Origin of the sequence: Candidatus Nitrosotenuis cloacae (assembly GCF_000955905.1) — an archaeon.
Classification (GTDB): domain Archaea; phylum Thermoproteota; class Nitrososphaeria; order Nitrososphaerales; family Nitrosopumilaceae; genus Nitrosotenuis; species Nitrosotenuis cloacae.
Genome location: NZ_CP011097.1, coordinates 1,178,998 through 1,197,435, shown reverse-complemented (window position 1 = coordinate 1,197,435; position 18,438 = coordinate 1,178,998). Strand labels below are relative to the sequence as shown.

Here is an 18,438-nt window from a genome sequence, read left to right as displayed (position 1 = left end):
TCTTATTAGTACGGTATGGTACCGTACTTTATGATTACATGCGAATATTGCACAAAACAGTTCGTCGAATCCATGAATGGTTTGACGGAAAAAACGCTACATGAAATCCTCCATGGGCCAGAACTGGTCAATGAGTAGCGACTTCATTTTTCATCTTATTTTAGCTGCACCCTTTAGTATGAACAGCCCCTCCTAAGACTAGTGTCTGCAAAGAAAACTAGCAAATCATCGGAAAAACCTACAGGTATGAACAAAAAAGACACTGTAAACCTTGCAAAAAAAGTAGCTGCAGTCTCTGATTCCACTAAAACACTATCAAAAGAAATCAAGTCCATGAGTAAGGTTTTCTCTGATAATCAAAAGGTGCTTCTTTCCATGAAGGGAATGATTGATACTTTGATCAACACACTAGAGCAAATCCAAAAACAATCAAAGCAGATAAGCATTATCGAGGAAGACAACCAGAGATTATACGCCGGACTAAACCAAGTCAGAGCACAGGCAAGTCTTATCACAAATGTCAATGAGCAAGCATCTAGATTACAAGAACAGGTAAACAAGATATCGCAAATCCAAAAGGAATCACCTGACCCACAATCAATAATGAAGGCAGTTGGAGAAAACCAAAACTCTATTCAAAATAATACTCACATGATAATCAAAATTGCACAAAGAATCGATAACATCAAAGAAGATCTTGGCAGCATTTCATCAAAGGCAGACAAGACCTCTACTATTGAATCCGAGCTGGACAAGATAAAGGAAAAACTCCACGCAATATTTGAAAAATCGGAAAAATCTAGCCTAGAGTCTGAGCTACCTGCACTAAAATCTAGCCTAGAAAACCTACAAAACGAGCTTGTAACAAACATGGCAAAGACTGACTCCATTACCCATTTGCGCGGAGAGATTGCAAAAATAGAATCCGAGATTGGTTCATTAATACACCGAGCGGATGCTACTGCGTTTGTTGGCGAGGGACTAAAGTCCGTCCAAGACGACTTTGGTACATTCAAGGACCACGTTCTTAACAAGACAAATACAATTGATCAAAAAATATCATCCATATCAGAATTATTAAAAAGGGCAGATGCGGCATCATCGGAATTTCACAAAAAGGCAGACACCTTGTTCCATGATATGCAGCAAATCAAAACTGTAACAAACAAGTCCTCATCCAATGTCTCAAAGGAGGTGGTTGGATTGCTGAAACTATCCGAGTTCCAATCAACAATTAGAATTTTGGCAGAATCAAAGTATGGGGATCTGAAAAACATTGAGAAAATGGCGGATCAGACCTCAGAAATTGTCAATCTGTTTGATAAAATCGCAATAGAATCACAGGAAAATGTCTCATTGCCGTCTGAAATCAGGCAGTGGGCAATAAGCAAGATGCTTGATTGTGCAGACAAGTGGGAGATCCGCTTTTCTGATTTGTTCAATGTGTTGATTCACAAGCTTGGCAAAGAACTAGTCAAAGAAAACATCCGAATCCAGCAGGTGCGAGACATATTTGGAATTCGTGGTGTTGATGAAATAAGAAAAGAGCTTGGATTGCCTGCATCGAGCTAATCTGAGTGGAAATACTTGAAATTAAGAATGTTAATGTAAAATTCATCCATCAAGAGTAAAAAACCATCAAATTCTATTGTTATTCAAGAGTGACACTAGAGTGTACGAAGCCGTTAGTAATTGGTTCTTTAGTTTGTATGTTCGTAATTTCGAAATTATATCGTATTTCACCTAGAGATGAAGTACTATTGTCAACATCATAACCATTCAATTTAGGGTCAAAATTCAGTCGTATTGGAGCGTTGATATCAATATTGGAAACTCCACTTGGTAAAACTCTGGTTATCGACGCTTCTAAGTAAACCTGAGGTAATTTTTTACTTTGATCGTCGTTTTGAATTTCAACACTAGTTACGACAATTTTGAGATAATGAGGACTAGTTATGCTGAGAGAAAGTTTTTGGTTAAGAGATTCGTTATTGTAGAGTCTATTTTCAAGCACCAAAGGTTCAACATTTCCAATTAATTCCCATCGAAAATTCTGAATTGTAAATTGGTTTTTGTTAATTTCTTTTATTTGTTCCAATACCAACCCTGTTTCCCATCCCAAGTATATTGTTGGACCGCCTATTACAAGAGCAACAATAATCGATAATATCAGTAATTTGTTCTCAGTTTTTTTCCAAAAAAATGTTAGTTTTTTATCATCCGATGGTTTGTCTGTTTCCTTGAAGAATGGTGTCTCTGTAACGACTAAATTTTTTGGTATCTTCCATTTTCCTTGTAAATTTTGTAATAGATTGCTTATCTCTTTCATCATAGTATCACAATTCGTATAATCAACAACAATTGGTTTTGTAGAATCTAGGGGTCTTACTATACGCGGTATCTGTAATGCCTTTTCACAAAATTCAGGAATTTGAAGTGCTAGATCCGTTCCTAGTTTATCTGGTAATACGCCAATAAGGTTTTGGATATGAAATATCCGTAAATTTTTCTTCGTGATAAATTCCTCATTAATTGATTGTGAGACCTTCTGTGTTGAAAGCCAAGCAAAATCCGCCGATAGCATCTCAAACGAAGATATAATTTGCATTCGTAGACGGTTTTTACGAAATCTTTCAGATTTGCTAGAATACTCATACACAGTCACGGTGAGAAAAATTGTCATTCCAATTTCTACAAATAATGTTTCAAGATTACCAATTTGTTTTAAATTTGGAAAAACTACATCGAGGTAATGATAGAAGAAAATACTTTCAAACACAACACCAATTGCAGTTATAATTACAATACTTAGTTCACGAGAAAGATGTATTGACTTCAAAACTAATTTTCCTTAGAATAGGATGGTATTAGTTTCTTAAAAACACAGAGTAATGTTTAGACTGATTAGCGATCACATTTTCATCTCAAAATCTCAATTTTCATTATAATCTCCGTTGTCAATTGGGGATGGACTGTTATATCCGCCTAATCATATGTGGACCCACCACCATCTAAATTTGAACCAAAAATCGTGATTTTAGAGCAGTCAGATACCCCAGGTCTCATTCTACACAAAATTCAGATTGACCTAATCATCACTCTGCAAGCGAAATTGTAGAGTCATTCCTAATAATTCTTCATGATGCTGTATGCTAGGTAGTAATTATTCACAAATTGGTAATACAAGTCGACCTTTCCCATTAAAAAAAATTTTAGGGATTTTAGCACATGAATTCCCAGATTCTTGAAAAAGTAGAAAAATCAGGAGTCTGCGGAATAAAAAAGGCAGAACTAAAGAAGCTTTTTGGCACAGACTGCGAAACCTCACTGGATGAGCTTGCCAAAGAAGACAAGGTAATAGTGGATAACAAGGGCGTAGCTCACTATGTGTGGAGCAAAGACAACTATCTATCACACGTATCGCAAAACGACCCAAAATTCAAGATTCTATCAAGATTAGTAACAAACCTGGAAAACAAAATATCACAAATGCAGTCTGCCCAGATACCACAAAATACTGTTGACTTTCAGATTCATTTTGATAAATGCATTTCCGAGCACTCTGCATCACTTGGCTGGACTCCATTGTCTGAGATTAGGGCCAAAGTATGTGCATCATTGGACATCACACCAGAGAAATTCTACTCACTAGTTTCCACGTTAATTGAGCAAAACCAATCAAAATACGAGATATCCACTGGTGGTCAGGAGGGAATCCATGTGCGCGGAATGCTTCATGGATACATACGAAAACTATGACCTATCCATACGGACTAAAATCAAACCCGTATCCTAGCAGCCCTACGCCAACTGAACATGACGCAAAGATATTTGGCGGAACAAAACACCAAGAGGCAAAGAACTCTATCGTAGAGTGCATTTCAGAATTATACAAACAAACCACCAGACGAAACTCTAATGAAAACGACTTTAGACTAATCACAATAGTACAGGATGTCGGATCTGGCAAGACTCATCTTGCCTTGCACATCAAAGGTATGAAGACGCGACAAGATATTGTAACTGCGTATGTGGATCTATCCACTATATCGCCAAAGACGCACGAAAGCATCTACTCCAGCATAATGCGGGGATTTAATCGTGAAATGTTTGCCGAACTAAAAGAGAAATTTCTGATGCAAATATGCGATAAGGCGCAAAAGGGCGACAATCTGGCAAAAAAGACACTTGGCTATGGCTTTGTGGACAGACTAAAGGGAGTCACCATAAAGCAAAAGGCAGAAGAAATTCTTTATGATAAAAACATGGTATCGAAGGATGCACTAACTAGCTACCTTGGAGCTCATTATTCCCAGCACGAGTCTGCTGTCGTTTATGGTGTGATTACCAATTCGTTTGACAAGATAACAAATCTGGATGATTTGCATGGAAGACTAGGTGCTATCTGCAAGTTTAGCCACAACCTGTTGGGTAAAGTAATTCTCTTTGAGTTTGATGAGCTTGATGCCCAAGAGGGAACACTGGAATTTGTAAAATCATTGATAAATGCACACATTCCTGCATCGATTCTTTTGCTAATTACCACACCATCCCTATATCTGGACATTCAGAGGGCAAACCCGTCTGTCTTTGATAGGTTGGAGAAGGCAAACTACAAAATCGATCTTGCTGGCGCAAACTCGGTAGATGAGCTAATCGAAATCGCAATAGAATACATCAAGGAAGCAGACAAGACAGAGAGATTCAACAAAAAAGAGCAGCAAGACCTAGCAGCAAAGATTCGAGTATTGTGTGACGAGTTCCCAGAATTTAGAAACGTTCGCTCTATAATCAATATACTAAACCATGCAATAGAGCAGGCCTCAAGCCTTGACGCATCAGAAATAACTGAAGCAGTAATTGATGAGACCATCAAGCACACCTATCCGGGACTGAAGATAAAGGGCAGCATTATGGAGGTTCCAATATCCGAGTTTATCAAAATCAAAAGAACAGCAGGGGCTACCCAAAGCCAAGTAAAGCAGGCAATAGCAAACTTGGTAAACTATGCACATGAAATCGGTAATGTCTCAAAATCAGCCAAGCAAAACCCGTCCTTTGATGTGGTGTATTCTGATCCATACGGAACAAAAATAGGAATAGCCGTAGTAATGGATGATAATCACACAAAGAACTTTGAGACCATCTCAAATGTAGTAAAATCCTCGGCATTTGTGGACAAGCTAATCATCATAACAAACACCAGCATTCCGACATCAAGCATGGCAACAATAGTGAACGTGGACAAATCAAAGGTAATTGATCTGCTTTATTTTAGCAACCAGTACACCGAGCACAAAATCAACGAGCCAGAATCGGAAAAAATCAAAATACTTGCAAAAACAATCAGCGTAATCTAAAACCCAAAATCATTTTAATCATTTTATTTCACACTAATTAGTGCAAAATTATTTTCTAGAGGTGGCATCGGGTTCTGGCGTCCAATCCATGATAGAAAAAGTCACGCCTGAGCTGCCCCATTCGTCGTTTATCACCGACTTGGCAATAATCATGATTTTGGCATCTGTTGTCACACTGGCTTTTTTCAAGATGCGACAGCCGCTCATAATTGGATATCTGTTTGCAGGAATGCTAATTGGACCGCTCTCTCCAATTTGGACCTCACTTTTACCTGAAGGCCAGGAATTCATGGGATTTGGGCAGGCAGGTTTGTTATCCGACCTTGGACTGCTCAACATATTTGCCGAGCTTGGCGTCATTTTGCTTTTGTTTGTAATTGGAATAGAATTTCCATATTCCAAGATTCGCTCAATTGGCAAAGTCGCAGTGGGTGCTGGAACTATCGGATTGTTCCTTACGTTGGTAGTGGTGTTTTTTGTTGCAAACATGGTAGGCCTCAGCTTTTTGGATTCACTGTTTTTGGGTGCAGCTCTATCAATTACCAGTACTGCAGTAATTGTCAAAATTTTAGAAGATACTGGAAAAATCAAAAAAGAATCCTCAATTTTGGTCTTGGGTGTTCTGATTGTGGAGGATATCATTGCGGTAATTTTGATTGCAACACTAGAATCTGTTGCACTGGTAGGTACAGTATCCTATGAGAGTATCATTCTAGTTGTGGTGGTTGCTGGAGGGTTGATTGGTGGAACCCTGACCGTTGGAACCCGAGTCATACCAAAACTAATTGATCGTGTGGCAGCAACCGAGCACAAAGAGATCTTGTTGCTATCAGTACTTGGATTGTGTTTTGGATATGCCTTGTTTGCAAATGTAATTGGATTGTCCGTTGCAATTGGTGCATTTCTGGCAGGAGTCCTGGTAGCAGAATCAAAATCTGCTGAAGTATCAAAGATCTTGTCCAGTCCAATCAAGGACATGTTCGTTGCAATATTTTTCGTCTCAGTTGGCGCACTCATGAACGTATCCGAGCTGGAATCTCATATTGTACTGGCATTTGGAATCATTGCACTTGCCATAGGAGTAAAGTTTGGTGGTGCGATGCTTGGTACATATCTATTCAGGCAGGGAAGAGCAAAATCACTGCGCTCTGCATTTGCGCTTGCAGGGCCAAGAGGTGAATTTTCTATTGTAATAGTAAAAACAGGAGTAGACATTGGAGCGGTTAGCAGCTTTTTGTTCCCGTTGGTTGGAATCATTTCTATTATTTCGGCATTTATCTCACCATTTTTAATTAGGGCAAGCGACAAAATTGTTGCAAAGACTGGAGAAGAATAGAATGGATGATGAGCTAAAAAAACTAATGGACCGAGTTCATGTTGGGATTACCTCGTTTAACTATAATGGTACCAAGGTGCCCTGTGTTATTTTGGCGGAAAAAAGATTTGATGAGATAATGGCCAAAGTGGCAGGCAAGCCGCTATCCGTTGACACCAATCTAAATATTTTACAGAATGGTCTGGGCAATGTCTTTGTTGAGGTGTCTTTGACCTTCTCTGAAGGCGACATTGAGGAAAAACTGCTCTTGTATGCAAACGAGTCGCTTGAGTTTTTTGAATCTCTGGCAAACACATCAATGCTTGCACTGTCATCTCCTCACTCTCAAGTGGGAAAGGACAACGTGTTTATGATCCAGTTACCGAGGCCTGAAAAAATTACAAATGCTCTGGATATTATCAAAAAGGGCCTGCAAGAAAAGCATTAGTATGATTTTGTAGGCTTTACTGGTTTCTTGACTGTCTTTTTGTCTGATTTCTTTTTGGTGTCTTTTTTAGAGTCCTTCTTTACGTCTTTTTTCTTGTCTTTGGAATCACTTGATTTTTTGTTATCTTCGTATTTTGGTTTGCCAAGTTTTTTTGTTTCTCTACTGTCTTCTTTCTTCTCCAATGACGCACCTACTGTTGCATCTTTATCCTTGACTGCTGGAACTTCTGACTTTGGTTTTTCTGCCACCTTTGGTTGAACTGCAGCTGGCTTGCCTCCGATTGTAATTGAGAATGCAGCCTTTTCTGATGGGATTGGCCTGAAGAGAATTCCTTGTATGTCAATTACGACCTTGTTTTCTCCGTCCTTGAATTCCATTGGTATTGTTGCAGTGCCAAGTGATGTGTGAGTCAGTGGGATTGGGCCAAACACAGATTTGCCATTGTTTGTTACCAGTACGGTATAGTCAATGTGTTCTTGGATTTGGTTTGTCTGCGGGTTTAGAAAGTCGATTTTGAGTTTTGATTGTTCACCTGGCTTTGGTGATGCAGGATCCGTTGAGATGCCGACCTTTAGCGTGTCTGCATCAGTCGATATGGTTTGCTGATATGTTTGTGCGCTAGTAGACATTGGAGATATCATTACGCCAAACACTAGTACTATAATTCCAAACAATCCTAGGTGAGTGTTATTCATGATTGATCTTTTGTTAATATGAATAATAAACCAATGTCCAAATTTCATCGTAAATCTTTTGAACTAGTGAATTTTTCTTTAGGAATTTCAAATGCGGCTGCCGGGATTTGAACCCGGGTCACAGAATTGGCAATCCCGCGTACTGGCCAGGCTATACTACAGCCGCATGATCGAATAGACTAAAGCGAGTCTATTAAAATCAATTGTTTGCTTTTAATCTTAGATTGTACATTTTAGAATGTGGACAAAAGACTGGAGCAAAAAATTAATGAAAAAATTACCGATGCTCTGCACAACATATCGGAGATTCACCAAATAGCAAAATCACTAGATCATATATCATCAAATGATTTCAAGTATGGAATAATACTTGGCAGGCTGTACAACTCATTTCATTATCAGTGCAGAAGAGTTCTCAAGCGAGACCCAACACAAGACGAGTTCGCGGAATTTTTAGAAATACTATCAAAGAGAAGATCTGAAATTTTAGAAAAGCTCTAGTTCTTTTTTGTTGGGGTAACCACAATGCTTGGTGTGATTGGTAGTTTCACACATGCGCCAACCAGTGCCTTTTTTGCTGCCTCTAGGTGATCCTTTTTGACATGCATCTCCATGATGCACTGGCCGTTTTGGACTCGTGCTGCCAAGCTTACCGCTTTGCCAAATGCACGCCTCATTCCTTCTTGGAGTCTGTCTGCTCCGGCAGTTGCAATCATTTTGTTTTCTCTAAGTAAGATGTGTGGGTAAATTCTAAGAACTGAATAGTATCCTGTCTCGCCAGTTGTTTGCTCTAGTGTCTTGTTTGCTGCAAGTCTGGCTGATTCGATTGCCATGTGGCGAATCTGCATCTTTTCATTTGAGCAAAGCTGGACGACATAGTCGTATTCGCCTCTCTTTCCGCCTTGGAACTTGGCGATTTTTGTTTGGGGCTTGCCCTTGATGAATTCTTTGCGTGCATAAGGTTGCCCGTTTCCTATTCTATAACATCCGCCGTGCATTATAACACCTGAATAAAACCTCAAAATGCCCATATTTTAACGGTTAGCGGACTCTAATCACGCTTATATGGAATTTGAGATGATTTTTTGCAAATGAGCTCCGATGCAGAACCCAACATAGAAGGCACATTGTTTGATGATCATGTAATAATATCAAACAAGGAAATGCAAAACCAACTCGAGTCCAAGGGTTATGGAGAGACAAGACAGGGAAAATTTCTGCTAAAACCATTTGAAGCGCTGTACTTTTTGTTTTACAAAAAGCTTGATCTGTCCAAAGCAAAGAAAAAGATTGGTTTTGAGCAGATGTTATCTGTCTGCTCCAAGCTAGATGAGAATACGCTGACAAAGTTTCTCATTTATCGCGATTTGCGGGTCCGCGGATATACTGTAAAAGATGGATTTGGGTTTGGATCCGACTTTAGGGTCTATGAGCGTGGACAGTTTGGGGAAAAGGGTGCAAAATATCTGGTCTTTGGATTATCTGAGGGAAAACAGGAAAAGGTTGGAACACTACAAAAAAACATTGAAGAGATAACAAAGATGGGAAAAGAACCAATACTGGCGGTAATAGAGAGAAGAGGTGAGGTAATCTATTACAAAATATCACACGTACGATTTGTAGAGAATACAAAAAACATTGAAGCGTCCAGCTTTGTGTTTAGCTAAGCGTCTCTATTGCCCAGTTTGAATCATACTTTAGAAGATTATTCTGATATGCATAGGTAAAGTCGTACACCTGGACATATTTTGTCTCGTTGTTCCATAGTCTCTCAAAGTCACTTATCTTGATGTCTACTCGTGGCCTGTCACTCCATGACGTGTAGACGTCAATTGATTCAAAATTGCGGTTTTCCGTGTTGAATGTTTCATTTGAGGTGCCTGTGTATGCGACCATTTCACCTTCCTCGTCTCGAAATATGCCTATTCTCTCAGAGAATGACCCATCCACATGCTCTGATCGAGGAATTGCTATTTTGATTTGAATCTTGTTTTTTTGAACCATTCTTTGGAGGACTTCTAATTTATGGCCACGAATTGCACTGACAGAAAACGTTCCGTTCTTTTTGTTGAATATCTTACCCAAAACGTCCAGATCGTTTGTGGCGTATCTGTGACCTGTGATGATTCTAATTTTACCATCATGGTCTGCAAAGTTTTGTAATCCTAGAGATAATGTGGAGATACTCTTTAGCGTGACAAACTGAACTGCCCTGTCATATTCAATAGAATTTGATAAACATGGGATAAAAAACTCGGTCACCAGATTGTCTCTGTCTGTTCTATATTGTAATTTTAGTGGGATGTTTTTGAGTGACATGGTATGATATTGGTTTGATGTTATTTAAGTGCAAAATTCTTGCAAGATTTATCCGAGTTTGTCTATGTGATGGTATGGTGCGAATTAGGCCTGCAACAAAAAACGACATCACACCAATACTGGGCTTGTTGTATGATCTGGATAGGCCAAAACCAAAAACAAAAACCGAGCAGACAATCTTTGAGGGAAAAATCACACAATACATCAAGCAAAAACAACTATTCGTAGCCATTCATGACTCCAATCTAGTTGGATTGGTAAGTGTAATGCTTGTCCCAAAGCTAAACCACACCAAATCAGAACTGTACATTCCTGACTTGGTGGTGTCGTCATATTACAGAAGAGCAGGAATTGGCAAAGCATTAATCCATCACTGTATAATGATGGCAAAAAAGAAAAAATGCTTTAGAATACGCCTAGAGTCTGGAAACAAGAGAATCGCTGCGCACAAATTCTATGATTCACTGGGCTTTGAGCAGTATGCGAAAACATATCGGCTGGAATTATAATCAAAAATAATGCTCCCGCCGGGATTTGAACCCGGGATCACTGCCTTGAGAGGGCAGTATGCTTAACCGGACTACACCACAGGAGCTTCAAAAAAAGCGGTGGATTCTAGCAATTTAAAGGAATGGCTGTCGATTAGATTGATTGGTTAAAAAATAATCATTGGAATCTTTAAGAAAATTAGTAAAGAAATTTTTTCTGTGCAAATAAAAGACATGATACCAAAACTTGGATTATCAAACAGTACGGTAGGCTTTGGGGGTTGCAAGGTGCACCAAACCACACTTGATTGCTGCGAATACAATCTCACAGTATTTGATGATTTAATACAAAAGGATGCCATCGCTACACTGGATGATCAAATCATACGAATCCATCATGGAAAAATAGACGAGTCAAGCTCTGATGTACTACAAAAATACGAATCAATGCAAATTCTCTCTGATCCGCAATGGAAACTACGAACCTTACTGACTAACATAAAGGAAAAACAAGACAAAATACGAAACGCCTGTGCAAAAAGCTGTCTTGTGGATGCGGCTTTTTTTGCCACAAAGGCAAAACAAAACCTAGATGATCCTTTCTCTGCAATATGGATCAAATGTGCATCATATCTTGTCTGTGATGGACTGGTATTGCTGAATGCAAAACCTCGCAGCCCTACTCACATGCTTGGGTTTATCCGCAAGTTTGTAAAAAACACCAAAAATGTAACCTTTTCTGGCATAGAGGAAATTCTAGGCCTTGAGCGAGCCACACCATCATTATTGGAAAGAATGATGAAGTCCACGATTGGATTTTCAGACATGACTGAAAACAACAATCATGGTGTGATAATTCAAAAAAAGTACGAATATCTGGTAGCAAATTCATTGCTCTCTGATTGCTACTTTTATCTGGGATATCTGAACAAAAACAACATCATATCCATACGAGATTCAATCCACAAAAAACCAGAGCTCATTCACGTTCTAAAGACTGCACTGGACTTGGAGCATGACCCAACTAAACTGGAACAGCAAGCCATGTTATTGCACAAAACAGCAAACAATCTGATACACTTGCAAAATTATGCGTGAGGTGTTTTTTTCAATACAATCTTGATAACCTTTAAAACCCTCCGAGCGGTCATTAGTTTATGGTAGATCAAGCTTGCGGTTGCGAAGCAGACAGCGGCGATCCAGACTTTACTTGTGATTGCGAAATGCAAGGTCACTGTCTATGCAGCGCCGATTGTAAATGCAAGGCTTCTGTTTGTAAAGAAGCAGTAGCAGAGTTAAGTTAAACTTAACCTACTTTTTGTTTTTATTTTTTAATTATTACTAGATGAGTTTTTCGTCTTCAGGATCTAAGCCCCATGACTTTACTAGTTCTTTTTGGAATTTTTCCAGCTGTGGCCCGTTTAGCGGATTGCCGCAGTTTTTGTGCGTTGGAACAACTGTCATTCCGGCAAGCTTGAATTCTATTTCAAACATGTGAATTTTGGCGCATTCGCACATTTCTATTTGGCAAACCCAACTGCCTCTATATTTGCTTAGCTCAGCTGAATAACGTTTAACTATCCAAAATCAACTATAGTAATCACTTGAAGACAGTTTTAGTTGCATTACTTGCTATTTCTCTAATCTCATCCGGATTAGTTCATGGCGCAAGCGCTCAGGTCCAAGCCGGTGGCGTAAGTAAGGAGGGTTCTTGGTTTGTTGGGGAGGGACTCAAAAAAGGAGATTACTTTAGCTATTCACTATGTCATGTTTACTATAAGGATTGCACCAAATTCCAGATTGACTTTTGGGTGGAAGGCGATCAACAAGTCGGAAGCGAAAACCAATGGCATCTAAAGACTCTAGTAAAAGATGGTGGCAAGACCCACAAGGGAACAATCAATCTAGGTAAAATTGCTGCAGAACCAATTGGTAGCAGCAAGAACATGGTTCCATATGCAGCTGCATTCAAGTCATCTTTGTCATGGCTCTCAGCATATGCAACTGGAGACATTAAAGATAGTACTGGTAAGGGACCAAAAAAATTCGCAATGCCATCTTGGGGAAAGATCGGCAACATTGGAGGCGAACAAATCCTTCCATCATCTGAGGAAAAAATAGCAGTTCCTGATGGGATCTTTGACACTGTGCGTATATCCTGGAAGACAGGAGGCAAAATAAACAATGTCTGGGTTGTAGATAATTTTCCATTCCCAGTAAAGGCCGACACTTATGCCCATGTTTCATCAGGCGTTCCGCCACAAGAATATAGATTCGAATTATTGGACTATCAAAAAGACGTAAAGAAAGATCCGTTTGAGAAAGAAAAAGACAGCGGTGAGGTGATACGAGACAAGAACTGCCCTGCAATCACTGACCAATTTGCATTTGTCACAAAGAACACAAACACAAACACCATGATAATCAATGTAAAATACTCACCACAAAAACCAATGCAAGGATGCCCAATGGACATGATAATTGACTTTAAGCGTAGCGCAAATCAGGAAGAATTCGTAAGCCAAGTCCACTATGATATACTGGTAGTGGAGATGACTGCAGACGGTGCAAAGCCAATTCGTTCAGTTGCAAATGAGGACAATCGAGACACACTCTTTACCACTGGAGGACAGGTCCGTACCACTATTGACATCAAAGAATCCGGCAAGACGACTTATGCGATTTATGTCTCTGGCACCGGTCCTGAAACTGCTCCTGACTCTGCAAAGGCAGGATTTGTAACATTTGATGTTGACGTTCAGGCTGGAACCTCTACCACACCACCAAAAGACATACCGCCAAAGGGCGACATTGTAATTCCATCCTGGATTAAGAGCAATGCACAATTCTGGGCAGACGGCAAAATTACTGATAAGGACTTTGTGTCTGGACTCCAATATTTGATCAATCAAAAAATAATCAAAATTCCATCAAGCACCACAGCTAGCGCAAAAAGCGACACCATACCAGCTTGGGTAAAGGATGCTGCCAAATTCTGGGCACAGGGACAAACCACTGATAAGGACTTTGTCAATGGAATCCAGTATCTGATAACAAACGGAATCATCAAATTAAAGTCCTAAATTCGGTTCTGTAGTTGGCCCGAAAAATTCTATTCATACCACTAGGGATTATGCTGGGCGCAGCTGCAATTGGCTTGGCATTCCCATTTTTGAACGGCGTTCCAGGATCTGAGCAGAACGTTCTTCCGAGATTTGCACACCAGTGGCATCTGGGAAAGGGAGCAGAAGAAAAGCCAACACTGCAATATTTGGTGAACTATCAGGATTATGATCTTTTGGCAAAACTACAATTCTTGGAACAAACTGGCGACACACAACAAGTGCGCCTTATCATAGATGATAAAAAGACAGGACAGCACGTCGAGCAGCAGCTAGAACTGGGCCAAGCCTATGTCTTTATCGGAGCAAATGAGGAGATCAAACCATACGTCCATGTTTTGGACAAGACCGTCTTTTCAGTGAGGGACACGATTACCGGCTCTAAATATCTGGTGGTTGGTGCAGAATGGGGAGTGACATTTGTTGGCAAGTTCACCCCAAAGCTAAAGCTTATGGAATATTCCGATACACAGTTTGAGTTTGGCACACTCAAGACGTTTTTGGTATCATACAAGATAAATGATATAGAGAACAAACTTTGGGTTGCAGAAAACACTCCGTTGCCGGTAAAGGCGCAATACTACACCATAGATGGAAATCTGGACTATTCCTATGAGCTGGTCGCACTGGAATGATCCCGGTCGTACACCTTGGATAGTAACCAGTCACAATAACCGCTCACTTTATCATCAAACATACACCAAATGTGAAGTGAGTGAGGCAAGATGTCTATTCTTCCGCCATCAAATGTAACCCTGACTCCTTCCTTTCCCTCATACATGTAAGCGTCATCTATTTGCGCATTACCAAAAATCTCTCTTGCCTTTTCCTTGATGGTTTGGCGTTCTATTGGAAAGTTCTTTTTTTGCCTATCTATTATGATGGAGAGATCCCTTTTTCCGTAATAATCAAATTCGTCTATCTTGTTTTCATGTGGAAAGTTCACCAACAACTGGATGTTGTATTTTTTCCCAACCCCAATCCCAATCTCAGTTATTCTGGTGTATGCCATTGCAGGATTTTTTTTCAATAGGATCATTATTTGTGGCAGATTTGATTTCAGCTGACCTTGCAGCTCCTTTGTGACGGCGGAAAAGCTCATTCATGGTTTGATGGTTTGGATTTAGTTATATTTTTTCAAAATGTGATTGGTTTTTTATGGACTGGTGTGATCTGAGAGCAATGGCAATGCCTGCCGACTATGATGGGATGAGGACTGATGAAGGATCAGAGCGGGCAAATAGCGTAGATGACTATAAGGTAACCTGCATGACATTCATTGAGGACATATCAAAGGATTACCTGGCGTGGGTGGATAGATACCAGCTAGACCCAGAAGAGGACAAAAAAAGGCGAGATCGAATCGCGGCAGTAATTACAAAGAGCAACGAGTGGATTGCCAAGGTAGCCCAAACCATCAAAGGAGTTGATGTTGCAATGAATGACGGCATACAGAAAATGGCAGAATCCACTGCGGGACAGCCCTTTCAGCTTGGCGCATTTGTGAACAAACAGTCTGGCTATACCAGCTCAAAGCCTGGAATCATATCAATCAACATCAAGGCAGTCGGCAGAAATGGCAGAAAGGTCAAGATCATCGAGCACTACAAGGGACAACAATTCCGAGTGGAATCGACAGCCAAGGCGTTCATCGATGAGACCAAAGTGCCGCAGGAAGAGTTTGATCTGATGGATGTAAATCTGTATTTGGATGCAACGCAGACACAACAACGTGATCTGATATCATTCACTGTTACGGTGGCAGAGATGGAAAACGGATATGAATCAGAAAAGCGCGGAGTCTCAGCCATTATTCATATCGTCTAGTCTTATCTGTAACACAATTCTTACTTCTTGGGCGCGCTCCTCTCCAGGATATTTCAGCTCGGATATTTTCTGTGCGAGGACTCGGTCCGTTACCAGAGATGCCACACCAGAGTGTGATCTGTTGTCCCACTCTACTCGTACGGTGTGATTTACAAGGGCATTTTTTAGCCAGTCTGAATGTTCGTTTCTGCGAGAAAAATACACCATATTATCATATGATACTGCTCGAAGCCAAACTGCATGTTCTTTTCCCGTCTTTCTGCCTTTAGTGACTAGAATGGCCCTGAATGCGCCTGGCTGCACAAAGTGCGGGCAAAGTCAAGTAATTTAATCCGATTGATTGAAAATTGTAATTTTTGGTTTGAAAAAGCAATTTTGATACTCCACACCATGGCAACACGCCTAGAAGAAATACCAGACAACCTGTGCACAGCAGACACATTCACAGGCAAAAGGGTAGTTGACAGAGAAGGAATCAAGTACGGTGAGGTAAAGCACATTCACATCAATTCCAAGACACTCGCTGTCTCGGGAGTTACCATACACCAAGGATTCCACAAGGATTACTATCTACCGACAGAATACATCGACCAATTCACAGAAGAGACTTTGCTACTCTCAAGGTCACCGGTGCGAACAAATGTTACCGTGGTTGACATTGATGGACACAAGCTTGGCAAGATCAAGCGACTAGTCAAGGATCCACAGACCAGCGAGCTCCACTCAATCGAGGTATCTGACGGATTGCTCCATACCAGAATAGTCACAAAATCCGACATTTGGGGAGTAGGGGAAAATGTAATTCTAAAACTGACAAAAGATCAGTTCAAAAACCTACACTAATCTTTTTTATTTTGTTTTTAATCTGCAGGCAGCACACACTGGTTTGCCACTTTCCAGCGTTATCTCTATGTTTGATGTACTGCAGACATGACACAAACCTTTCATGATTGCAAAAAGTTTTTTCCACTTTTATTTTTTTTTGTGCGCATTTTCTGTGATCGCAAAAACCTAGTATTTTATACTGATTCTCTTTGGTTTGACTAGTGCATTCAATACAGACAAAGGATCTCAGAAAAATCTACAACTCTGGAACAATAGCAGTAGATGGGATCTCTTTTGATGTCAATGAGGGCGAGATCTTTGGGTTTTTGGGCCCAAATGGCGCTGGCAAAAGCACCACGATGATGATTCTAACCACATTACTCAAGCCATCTGGTGGGCAGGCATTTGTTGCGGGCTTTGATGTGTCGTCCCAGCAAAAAAAAGTGCGAGAGAGCATCGGATATGTACAACAAGACATTACAATTGATGAATACCTTACAGGACGAGAAAACCTACTATTACAAGCAAGACTAAACCACATCCCAAAGGACAAGATAAATTCCAGAATAGATGATCTGCTGAATCTGGTAGAATTGGATGATAAATCCAATGATGCGGCAATCACGTATTCCGGTGGAATGCGAAAGAGACTGGAGATAGCTGGCGGGTTATTACACCGACCAAAGGTACTCTTCTTGGATGAGCCAACGGTAGGCCTTGATATCCAGACTAGGCAAAAAATCTGGGAGTATATCAAAAAAATCCACAACGAATACCACATGACGATATTTCTGACCACTCATTACATGGAGGAAGCAGACAAGCTGTGCGACCGAATTGGGATCATTGATCACGGCAAAATCCAGACAATTGATGCACCATCCAGCCTCAAAAACGCCTTGGGTGGTGGAATAATATCTATCACCTTGGATGAGAGTCTGGCAAAATCCGAGCTTGTCTCAAAGATAAAACAAATAGAATTCGTAAAGGATGCTACCACATCCAATGACACCATTACAGTGTTTTCATCGAAAGGAACCGAGGTTGCACCAATGATCTTTTCACTGTCTGCCAGTCTTGGTGTGGTGATAAAGTCAGTATCCATAACACCGCCAACACTTGATGATGTGTTTTTGTCATATACTGGGCATGACCTAAGGGATGATAGCACTCAAAAATCATACGACAGAAGAAAGGAATATCGCAAAATGCAGAGGATGAAGGCATGATGCTGTATGATACCTATACCGTGTTTTGGCGCGAGCTAAAACGATACAGAAAGTCTCGAAGCGGAATTTTGATCAGACTAATCCAGCCGGCAATCTGGATTATTGTAATAGGTCATACATTTGCTGGAACAAAACCGCTTATCCAATCTGTTGGCTTTGATGGCAGCTATTTGGAGTTCATGGCACCAGGTGTTATAATATTGACGGCAATCTTTACCAGCATTTTTGGCGGCGTCAACACACTATGGGATAGACGATATGGCTTTATGAACAAGGCACTAGTCTCGCCGGCATCGCGCTCATCAATTGCATTGGGGAAGATGCTTGCCATCTCTTTGATTTCTGCAATGCAGTCTGCTCTGATAATTGGAATTGCAATACTGATTGGGGTCAGCTTTTCCAATTACTTGGTAATCATTCCGATAATGGCAATTGTTATCTTGTTTTCACTTGGGTTTTCCGGAATATCTGTGGTGGTGGCAGCTACTGCAAAGTCACAAGAGACCTTTTGGGGAATCATAAACTTTCTTGGCATGCCGCTTTTCATGCTCAGCCCAGCTCTATTCCCTCTGGAATTATTACCAGATTGGCTTGCAACAATTGCCAGACTAAACCCTGTGACGTACACCGTACTATTAGTGCGTGGGCTGATGACTGGCGTAACAGAAGGTGTATCGACTGCATTGAGCCTGGGAGTGATTGGCGCGTTTGTCATAGCAATGATTGCACTTGCAAGCTATGTCTTTACGCGTGAGGTCAACAAGCCCTTCTAAGTCTGAAAAATTGACCTAAACTTCAACAATTCCTAAC

General features: G+C 40.4%; 22 protein-coding genes and 2 tRNA genes. 15 read left to right on the top strand and 9 right to left on the bottom strand.

The window, feature by feature from the left end; translation table 11 throughout:
- The first annotated feature begins 201 nt into the window (after positions 1 to 201).
- A complete protein-coding gene (locus tag SU86_RS06845) occupies positions 202 to 1,572 on the top strand; it encodes a hypothetical protein (protein WP_048188471.1) in 1,371 nt (456 codons plus the stop codon).
- Positions 1,573 to 1,651: 79 nt separating this feature from the next.
- On the opposite strand, the gene SU86_RS06840 is transcribed toward SU86_RS06845, so the two are convergent.
- The gene (locus SU86_RS06840) at positions 1,652 to 2,839 is read right to left on the bottom strand and encodes a hypothetical protein (RefSeq protein WP_048188469.1); all 1,188 of its coding nucleotides are present in this window, start codon (positions 2,837 to 2,839) and stop codon (positions 1,652 to 1,654) included.
- A 389-nt stretch (positions 2,840 to 3,228) separates the two neighbouring features.
- Between SU86_RS06840 and SU86_RS06835 the strand changes: the two genes are divergently transcribed.
- From SU86_RS06835 to SU86_RS06820, 4 genes are all read left to right on the top strand, one after another.
- On the top strand, positions 3,229 to 3,759 hold the full coding sequence (locus SU86_RS06835; protein ID WP_048188467.1) for a hypothetical protein: 531 nt from the start codon (positions 3,229 to 3,231) through the stop codon (positions 3,757 to 3,759).
- The gene (locus SU86_RS06830) at positions 3,756 to 5,360 is read left to right on the top strand and encodes a hypothetical protein (protein WP_048188465.1); all 1,605 of its coding nucleotides are present in this window, start codon (positions 3,756 to 3,758) and stop codon (positions 5,358 to 5,360) included. Before SU86_RS06835 ends, SU86_RS06830 begins: the two co-directional genes overlap by 4 nt.
- Before the next feature lie 88 nt (positions 5,361 to 5,448).
- Positions 5,449 to 6,696, top strand: coding sequence for a cation:proton antiporter domain-containing protein (locus SU86_RS06825; protein ID WP_420887335.1), 1,248 nt, complete (start codon positions 5,449 to 5,451; stop codon positions 6,694 to 6,696).
- Positions 6,674 to 7,123 carry a hypothetical protein gene (locus SU86_RS06820; RefSeq protein ID WP_320408976.1) on the top strand — a complete coding sequence of 150 codons (450 nt, stop codon included), beginning with the start codon at positions 6,674 to 6,676 and terminating at the stop codon, positions 7,121 to 7,123. Before SU86_RS06825 ends, SU86_RS06820 begins: the two co-directional genes overlap by 23 nt.
- Here the strand turns inward: SU86_RS06820 and SU86_RS09395 are convergent.
- Together SU86_RS09395 and SU86_RS06810 are read right to left on the bottom strand one after the other, a co-directional pair.
- Complete coding sequence (locus SU86_RS09395; RefSeq protein WP_052755596.1) at positions 7,120 to 7,818, bottom strand: hypothetical protein; 699 nt, start codon at positions 7,816 to 7,818, stop codon at positions 7,120 to 7,122. The two genes, SU86_RS06820 and SU86_RS09395, sit on opposite strands and share 4 nt — an antisense overlap.
- A 92-nt stretch (positions 7,819 to 7,910) precedes the next feature.
- Positions 7,911 to 7,984, bottom strand: a tRNA-Gly gene (locus tag SU86_RS06810).
- A 74-nt stretch (positions 7,985 to 8,058) separates the two neighbouring features.
- On the opposite strand from SU86_RS06810, the gene SU86_RS06805 reads away from it, so the two are divergent.
- A complete protein-coding gene (locus SU86_RS06805) occupies positions 8,059 to 8,319 on the top strand; it encodes a hypothetical protein (RefSeq protein ID WP_048188463.1) in 261 nt (86 codons plus the stop codon).
- Here SU86_RS06805 and SU86_RS06800 read toward each other — a convergent pair.
- Positions 8,316 to 8,816: a 50S ribosomal protein L16 gene (locus SU86_RS06800; protein WP_048188462.1), complete on the bottom strand. Its 501-nt coding sequence runs from the start codon at positions 8,814 to 8,816 to the stop codon at positions 8,316 to 8,318. The genes SU86_RS06805 and SU86_RS06800 overlap by 4 nt on opposite strands.
- 93 nt (positions 8,817 to 8,909) lie before the next feature.
- Between SU86_RS06800 and endA the strand changes: the two genes are divergently transcribed.
- Complete coding sequence (gene endA, locus SU86_RS06795) at positions 8,910 to 9,485, top strand: tRNA-intron lyase (RefSeq protein WP_048188460.1); 576 nt, start codon at positions 8,910 to 8,912, stop codon at positions 9,483 to 9,485.
- Here endA and SU86_RS06790 read toward each other — a convergent pair.
- Positions 9,478 to 10,137: a phospholipase D-like domain-containing protein gene (locus SU86_RS06790; protein WP_048188459.1), complete on the bottom strand. Its 660-nt coding sequence runs from the start codon at positions 10,135 to 10,137 to the stop codon at positions 9,478 to 9,480. The two genes, endA and SU86_RS06790, sit on opposite strands and share 8 nt — an antisense overlap.
- A 74-nt stretch (positions 10,138 to 10,211) precedes the next feature.
- Here SU86_RS06790 and SU86_RS06785 point away from each other — a divergent pair, with 74 nt between their 5' ends.
- The gene (locus SU86_RS06785; protein ID WP_048188457.1) at positions 10,212 to 10,646 is read left to right on the top strand and encodes a GNAT family N-acetyltransferase; all 435 of its coding nucleotides are present in this window, start codon (positions 10,212 to 10,214) and stop codon (positions 10,644 to 10,646) included.
- Between the two features lie 10 nt (positions 10,647 to 10,656).
- Here the strand turns inward: SU86_RS06785 and SU86_RS06780 are convergent.
- Positions 10,657 to 10,732 (bottom strand) — tRNA-Glu (locus SU86_RS06780).
- 112 nt (positions 10,733 to 10,844) lie between these two features.
- Between SU86_RS06780 and SU86_RS06775 the strand changes: the two genes are divergently transcribed.
- The gene (locus SU86_RS06775) at positions 10,845 to 11,723 is read left to right on the top strand and encodes a hypothetical protein (RefSeq protein ID WP_052755593.1); all 879 of its coding nucleotides are present in this window, start codon (positions 10,845 to 10,847) and stop codon (positions 11,721 to 11,723) included.
- Positions 11,724 to 11,966: 243 nt separating this feature from the next.
- Here the strand turns inward: SU86_RS06775 and SU86_RS09825 are convergent, their stop codons facing one another.
- A complete protein-coding gene (locus tag SU86_RS09825) occupies positions 11,967 to 12,119 on the bottom strand; it encodes a hypothetical protein (protein ID WP_162487894.1) in 153 nt (50 codons plus the stop codon).
- A gap of 110 nt (positions 12,120 to 12,229) precedes the next feature.
- Between SU86_RS09825 and SU86_RS06770 the strand changes: the two genes are divergently transcribed.
- Both SU86_RS06770 and SU86_RS06765 read left to right on the top strand, forming a co-directional pair.
- A complete protein-coding gene (locus SU86_RS06770; RefSeq protein ID WP_052755590.1) occupies positions 12,230 to 13,708 on the top strand; it encodes a hypothetical protein in 1,479 nt (492 codons plus the stop codon).
- Positions 13,709 to 13,722: 14 nt separating this feature from the next.
- Positions 13,723 to 14,382: a hypothetical protein gene (locus tag SU86_RS06765; protein ID WP_048188455.1), complete on the top strand. Its 660-nt coding sequence runs from the start codon at positions 13,723 to 13,725 to the stop codon at positions 14,380 to 14,382.
- On the opposite strand, the gene SU86_RS06760 is transcribed toward SU86_RS06765, so the two are convergent.
- Positions 14,358 to 14,849 (bottom strand): hypothetical protein, encoded by a 492-nt coding sequence (locus tag SU86_RS06760; RefSeq protein ID WP_048188454.1) that lies wholly within the window; start codon positions 14,847 to 14,849, stop codon positions 14,358 to 14,360. The genes SU86_RS06765 and SU86_RS06760 overlap by 25 nt on opposite strands.
- Positions 14,850 to 14,929: 80 nt before the next feature.
- Here SU86_RS06760 and SU86_RS06755 point away from each other — a divergent pair, with 80 nt between their 5' ends.
- Positions 14,930 to 15,574 carry a hypothetical protein gene (locus SU86_RS06755; RefSeq protein WP_048189336.1) on the top strand — a complete coding sequence of 215 codons (645 nt, stop codon included), beginning with the start codon at positions 14,930 to 14,932 and terminating at the stop codon, positions 15,572 to 15,574.
- Here the strand turns inward: SU86_RS06755 and SU86_RS06750 are convergent.
- Entirely contained in the window at positions 15,551 to 15,877 is a 327-nt protein-coding gene (locus SU86_RS06750; RefSeq protein ID WP_048188451.1) for a nitroreductase/quinone reductase family protein, read from the bottom strand. The genes SU86_RS06755 and SU86_RS06750 overlap by 24 nt on opposite strands.
- 87 nt (positions 15,878 to 15,964) lie before the next feature.
- On the opposite strand from SU86_RS06750, the gene SU86_RS06745 reads away from it, so the two are divergent.
- The 3 genes from SU86_RS06745 (at position 15,965) to SU86_RS06735 (ending at position 18,401) form a co-directional block, all read left to right on the top strand.
- Positions 15,965 to 16,417 carry a PRC-barrel domain-containing protein gene (locus SU86_RS06745; protein ID WP_048189334.1) on the top strand — a complete coding sequence of 151 codons (453 nt, stop codon included), beginning with the start codon at positions 15,965 to 15,967 and terminating at the stop codon, positions 16,415 to 16,417.
- A gap of 203 nt (positions 16,418 to 16,620) precedes the next feature.
- Positions 16,621 to 17,628 carry an ATP-binding cassette domain-containing protein gene (locus tag SU86_RS06740; protein ID WP_048188448.1) on the top strand — a complete coding sequence of 336 codons (1,008 nt, stop codon included), beginning with the start codon at positions 16,621 to 16,623 and terminating at the stop codon, positions 17,626 to 17,628.
- A complete protein-coding gene (locus SU86_RS06735; RefSeq protein WP_048188446.1) occupies positions 17,625 to 18,401 on the top strand; it encodes an ABC transporter permease in 777 nt (258 codons plus the stop codon). The genes SU86_RS06740 and SU86_RS06735 overlap by 4 nt, the downstream gene beginning before the upstream one ends.
- Positions 18,402 to 18,438 lie beyond the last annotated feature (37 nt).

Coding starts and splice junctions, on each gene's coding strand:
- SU86_RS06760 (WP_048188454.1), bottom strand. CDS start 14,849: ATGAGCTTTTCCGCCGTCACAAAGGAGCTGCAAGGTCAGCTGAAATCA.
- SU86_RS06830 (WP_048188465.1), top strand. CDS start 3,756: ATGACCTATCCATACGGACTAAAATCAAACCCGTATCCTAGCAGCCCT.
- endA (WP_048188460.1), top strand. CDS start 8,910: ATGAGCTCCGATGCAGAACCCAACATAGAAGGCACATTGTTTGATGAT.
- SU86_RS06800 (WP_048188462.1), bottom strand. CDS start 8,816: ATGCACGGCGGATGTTATAGAATAGGAAACGGGCAACCTTATGCACGC.
- SU86_RS06755 (WP_048189336.1), top strand. CDS start 14,930: ATGGCAATGCCTGCCGACTATGATGGGATGAGGACTGATGAAGGATCA.
- SU86_RS06825 (WP_420887335.1), top strand. CDS start 5,449: ATGATAGAAAAAGTCACGCCTGAGCTGCCCCATTCGTCGTTTATCACC.
- SU86_RS09825 (WP_162487894.1), bottom strand. CDS start 12,119: ATGTTTGAAATAGAATTCAAGCTTGCCGGAATGACAGTTGTTCCAACG.
- SU86_RS06790 (WP_048188459.1), bottom strand. CDS start 10,137: ATGTCACTCAAAAACATCCCACTAAAATTACAATATAGAACAGACAGA.
- SU86_RS06745 (WP_048189334.1), top strand. CDS start 15,965: ATGGCAACACGCCTAGAAGAAATACCAGACAACCTGTGCACAGCAGAC.
- SU86_RS06735 (WP_048188446.1), top strand. CDS start 17,625: ATGATGCTGTATGATACCTATACCGTGTTTTGGCGCGAGCTAAAACGA.
- SU86_RS06835 (WP_048188467.1), top strand. CDS start 3,229: ATGAATTCCCAGATTCTTGAAAAAGTAGAAAAATCAGGAGTCTGCGGA.
- SU86_RS06785 (WP_048188457.1), top strand. CDS start 10,212: ATGGTGCGAATTAGGCCTGCAACAAAAAACGACATCACACCAATACTG.
- SU86_RS09395 (WP_052755596.1), bottom strand. CDS start 7,818: ATGAATAACACTCACCTAGGATTGTTTGGAATTATAGTACTAGTGTTT.